4 protein-coding genes are annotated in these 4,169 nt (G+C 61.3%); 2 read left to right on the forward strand and 2 right to left on the reverse strand.

Annotated features, from left to right (window positions below):
* Positions 1–91: 91 nt before the first annotated feature.
* Positions 92–1,033, reverse strand: coding sequence for a LysR substrate-binding domain-containing protein (locus EBS11_RS27985; RefSeq protein ID WP_290608746.1), 942 nt, complete (start codon positions 1,031–1,033; stop codon positions 92–94).
* A 173-nt stretch (positions 1,034–1,206) separates the two neighbouring features.
* On the opposite strand from EBS11_RS27985, the gene EBS11_RS27990 reads away from it, so the two are divergent.
* Positions 1,207–2,433 (forward strand): HD-GYP domain-containing protein, encoded by a 1,227-nt coding sequence (locus EBS11_RS27990; protein WP_290608748.1) that lies wholly within the window; start codon positions 1,207–1,209, stop codon positions 2,431–2,433.
* On the opposite strand, the gene EBS11_RS27995 is transcribed toward EBS11_RS27990, so the two are convergent.
* Positions 2,430–3,476 carry a GGDEF domain-containing protein gene (locus tag EBS11_RS27995; protein WP_290608750.1) on the reverse strand — a complete coding sequence of 349 codons (1,047 nt, stop codon included), beginning with the start codon at positions 3,474–3,476 and terminating at the stop codon, positions 2,430–2,432. The genes EBS11_RS27990 and EBS11_RS27995 overlap by 4 nt on opposite strands.
* A 481-nt stretch (positions 3,477–3,957) precedes the next feature.
* Between EBS11_RS27995 and EBS11_RS28000 the strand changes: the two genes are divergently transcribed.
* Positions 3,958–4,140 carry a Flp family type IVb pilin gene (locus EBS11_RS28000; protein WP_290608752.1) on the forward strand — a complete coding sequence of 61 codons (183 nt, stop codon included), beginning with the start codon at positions 3,958–3,960 and terminating at the stop codon, positions 4,138–4,140.
* Positions 4,141–4,169 lie beyond the last annotated feature (29 nt).

A 4,169-nucleotide genomic window follows, 5' to 3' on the forward strand; every position in this document is an offset into this window, starting at 1 on the left:
TATTTTAAATTTAAAATAGTTAACGTGGTCAGTGTAGAACGGGGAAGAAGAAGGGGCAAATACGCTTTGACGATGGGGGTATAAGAAATACTTATGTCGTGGTGGAGAGTACGTGGGCGCCCACCCACTGGCCGCTGGCGCACAGCTCGGCGGCCACCTGCAGCACGAGGTGCTTCACGGCATTGCCCGCGTTCGTCAGGGGAATGTTTTTCGACGCGCACAGGGCCACCGTGCGCGACAGGGCAGGGCTGTGGATGGCGTAGCTGCGCATGCTGCCATTCTCCAGTTCCGCCAGCAGGGGGGCGGCGGGCAGGATGGTGGCGCCCATGCCGGCCAGCAGGGCCGATTTCAGAATGGCGATCGAGTTGATCTCGATCACGTTGGTCGCCGCCAGGCCCAGTGCGCGGGCGCGGCTGTCGATGCGGGGGCGCACGCCATGCTGCAGGCCCGGCAGGATCAGGGTGGCGGCCAGTGCCTGCTGGAACGCGATGTCCTTGCCGGCGGGGGCGAACGGCGAATCGCTGCGGCAAATGAAGCGCATCTCTTCTTCCACCACGGGGCTGCAGGCGAACGGCGCCAGCTGGCCATCGTCGAACAGCACGGCCAGGTTGATGCGGCCCGATTTCAGTTGTTCGTTGAGGTTGCCCGTGATCTCTTCCGTCAGCTGCAGGGTGATCTCGGGATAGCGGGCGCGGGCGGCCAGCAGCAAAGGCAGGGCCAGCGCGCCGGAGATACTGTGGGGCAAGCCCAGGGTGACATTGCCGGATGGCCGCGTGGCGCTTTGCGTGACGGCCGAGCGGGCGTCGGCCACCTGTTTCAGGATCGCCTGCGCGTGTTCGTAGAATACCTTGCCCGCATCCGTGCTGAGCACGCCCTGGGCCGAGCGGTGCAGCAGCTGCACGCCCAGTTCCTCTTCCAGCTGGCGCAGCTGCTGCGTCAGGGCCGGCTGCGCCACGTGCAGGGTCAGGGCCGCGCGCGACAGCGAGCCGTGGTCGACGATGGCAACAAAGTAGCGTAATTGGCGCAGTTCCATGGGGCCCAGTAGCGGTGTGCGCCGCTGCCCGGCAAGTGCGCCGGCAACGGAGCGGTGAACGGAAAAAACAGGCTGTTGCGCCGCAGCGCCGAACGCGGCCAGCAGAATAACAATTTTGTTATACTCATTCTAGCGCCTCCGGTGCTCCAGCCGCGTATTTGTGGGATGACAGCATGCTCAAGAAAGTTGATTCGTCTCAATTAAAAGTAGGCATGTACGTCCATGACCTCAGTTGCGACTGGATGACGCATCCATTCATGCGCAACCGTTTCCTGTTGCGCAGCGACGAGGAGATCCGCAAGATCGTGCAGGCCGGCATCCACGACGTGGTGATCGACAGCGGCAAGGGCCTCGACGTGCAGGATGCGCCCACCGTGGCGCAGGCAAAGGCGGAGACGGAACGCGAGCTGGTGCAGATCGCCAGCGCGCCGCAAGTGGTCACGCGCGTCTCGCTGGGCATGGAGCTGGCGCGCGCCACGCAGGTGCGGCGGCAGGCGGCCAGCCTGGTGCGTTCAGTGATGGCCGACGTGCGCCTGGGCAAGGCCGTCGAGCTCGACCGCGTGCAGCATACCGTGCAAGATATCACCGAATCGATCCTGCGCAATCCCGGCGCCCTCGTCGGTTTGCTGCGCATCAAGAACAAGGATGATTACACCTTTTTGCATTCCGTCAGCGTGTGCGCGCTGCTGGTGGCGTTTTGCCGTTCGCGGGGACTGGAGGCGGCTGCCACGCACCAGGCGGGCCTGGGCGGCTTGCTGCATGACACGGGCAAGGCGCTGGTGCCCGACAGCGTGCTGAACAAACCGGGGCCCCTGACGCCGGAAGAGTTCGCCCAGATCAAGCGCCATCCGCGCGACGGCTACGAGATCCTGCGCCAGTCGCCCGAGGTGGGGCCGATTCCGCTCGACATCACCCTGCACCACCACGAACGGCGCGACGGCAGCGGCTATCCGGACCAGCTGGCCGGCGACGCCATCAGCGAGCTGGCGCAGATGGCCGCCATCGTCGACGTGTATGACGCGCTGACGTCGGACCGCAGCTACCACAGGGGTATTCCCGCCGCCGAAGCCTTGCGCAAGATCTATGAATGGAGCAAATTCCACTTCAATCCCGTGTTTGCCCAGGACTTCATGCGCTGCGTGGGTATCTATCCGGTAGGCACCATGGTGATGCTGGAATCGGGCCGCCTGGCCGTCGTCATCGAGGCGCACGAGAGCAATCTGCTGGCGCCGAAAGTGAACGTGTTTTTCAGTACGAAGAGCAAGACCTACATCAAGCCGGAAACGGTCGACCTGTCGCGCGGCTTCGGCTTCGGCGGCGCCGACAAGATCGTCGGCCATGAGTCGGCGGCCAAGTGGCAGGTCGATCCCATGCGCTTTCTCTCCCTCGCGGATGCCTAGAAGAATTCCGCCGTATCGTTCGACGCAATAGTCGTTAACATGCCCTTTGCCACCAGTTCATCGTAGTGGCAGGCCAGGTTGCGGCCGTGGCTTTTCGCGTAGTACAACGCCTGGTCGGCGCGGCCCAGGATGATGACGGGCGCCTCATAGGCGTTGATGCTGACGTAGCCCACGCTGACGGTGACTCTCCCCACTTGCGGGAAGTCGTGCGCTTCCACGTTGGTGCGGAAGCGGTCGATGATCTTTTGCGCATTTTCCAGGGTGATCGAACGCAGCAGCACGACGAATTCCTCGCCGCCGAAGCGGAAGATGCGGTCCTGCGAGCGGAACGACGATTGCAGCTGGTTGGCGATCAGGATCAGCACTTCATCGCCGTACAGGTGGCCGAATTTATCGTTGACGAGCTTGAAATGGTCGACGTCGATCACGGCCAGCCACTGGCGTTCCGTATCGGAATGGTGGCGCCGTTCTTCCTCGGCGGGACGGGGCTTGTCCGCGTCCGGTTCGCCGCGGCTCTGCAGGATCTTGGCCAGCTGGTCGTCGAAGGTCTTGCGGTTCAACAAGCCGGTGAGCGAATCGCGCTCGCTGTAGTCGAGCAGGTTCTGGAAATTGCGGTAGACGCTGACGATGCCGCCGATGACCTGGATGGTGGCGCCCGTGTACGGCGTGGGGTTGGTGATTTCCAGGCAGGTGGTGACCTGGTCGCCGATCCAGATGGGCAGCCACAGCAGGTGGCGGCCGTCGGCGCACAGGGTGTCGGCGCTCGCCTCGTGGCGCGCGATGCAGGCGGCCAGCGCCGGGTAGTCCGACAGCGGCTCGCCCGGCATGGTGGCGTCGCTGGTGTCTTCCATGCGGGCAACGCTGCCCGCCACGATGATGGCCCGCGACCGCACGAACACCTGGCCACGCACGGTGCTCAGGGCCAGCACACGGGTCTGCGATGCGGAAGCGAGTTCCTGCACCGCCGAGATCACGGAAATGTCGAGCATCGTGTGATCGCGGTGCCCCGTCATGTCCACCATGTGTTTCAGTAGGGAATCCATTGTCGTTCTCTGGAAAGTAGTCACACAAGTGTCGTCATACCAGCATTGCATCAAGCAAGAGCATGTTCGCGTCCGTCTACAAGAAGCCAAGATTTATTTGGTGGCATGACGCACTGTACCGCTGGGCGAGAGGCCATTCCAAAGAAGAGCTAAGCAGGATAATGTCTTTTTGCCTAATAGGCAATTAACGTATGCAATATTTCATGTAAATACATGAGATTGCTGCATGACGTTGCAAAAAACTTGCCCTGACGAAGGCTTTCAATCTTCACCGCAACATCTGTCGGCGGTATCCGTCATTTCAACAAGGTTTGATAATTTCCATATGGAAACTTGTGACGCGTCAATTTGCCAAAACGCAGGCGCTTTATAGTCACTGTAATGGCGCAGAAATTTACGGCAGGAAACATATTAGCAGGAAAGGGCAATGTTTCACACCCGATTGCGCCAGGGACTTGTGATTCACTTTTGGGAGCTTGTCATGCATACCTTCCTGTCGGCAGTACAGCAGTTTGTCAAGGATGATGATGGCATTACGGCAATCGAATACGGCTTGATTGCGGCATTGATGGCCACCGCCATCACTGCCGGTTTCTTGCTGATCAAGACCAATCTGCTGGCCGTCCTCACCGACATTTCGTCGAACCTGGTGCTGACGCCCTAAGCGGGTGCCCGCTGCCGGCCGGCCGGCAG

This window comes from Janthinobacterium sp. (assembly GCF_009923995.1).
In the GTDB taxonomy this organism is placed as follows: Bacteria; Pseudomonadota; Gammaproteobacteria; order Burkholderiales; family Burkholderiaceae_D; genus Janthinobacterium.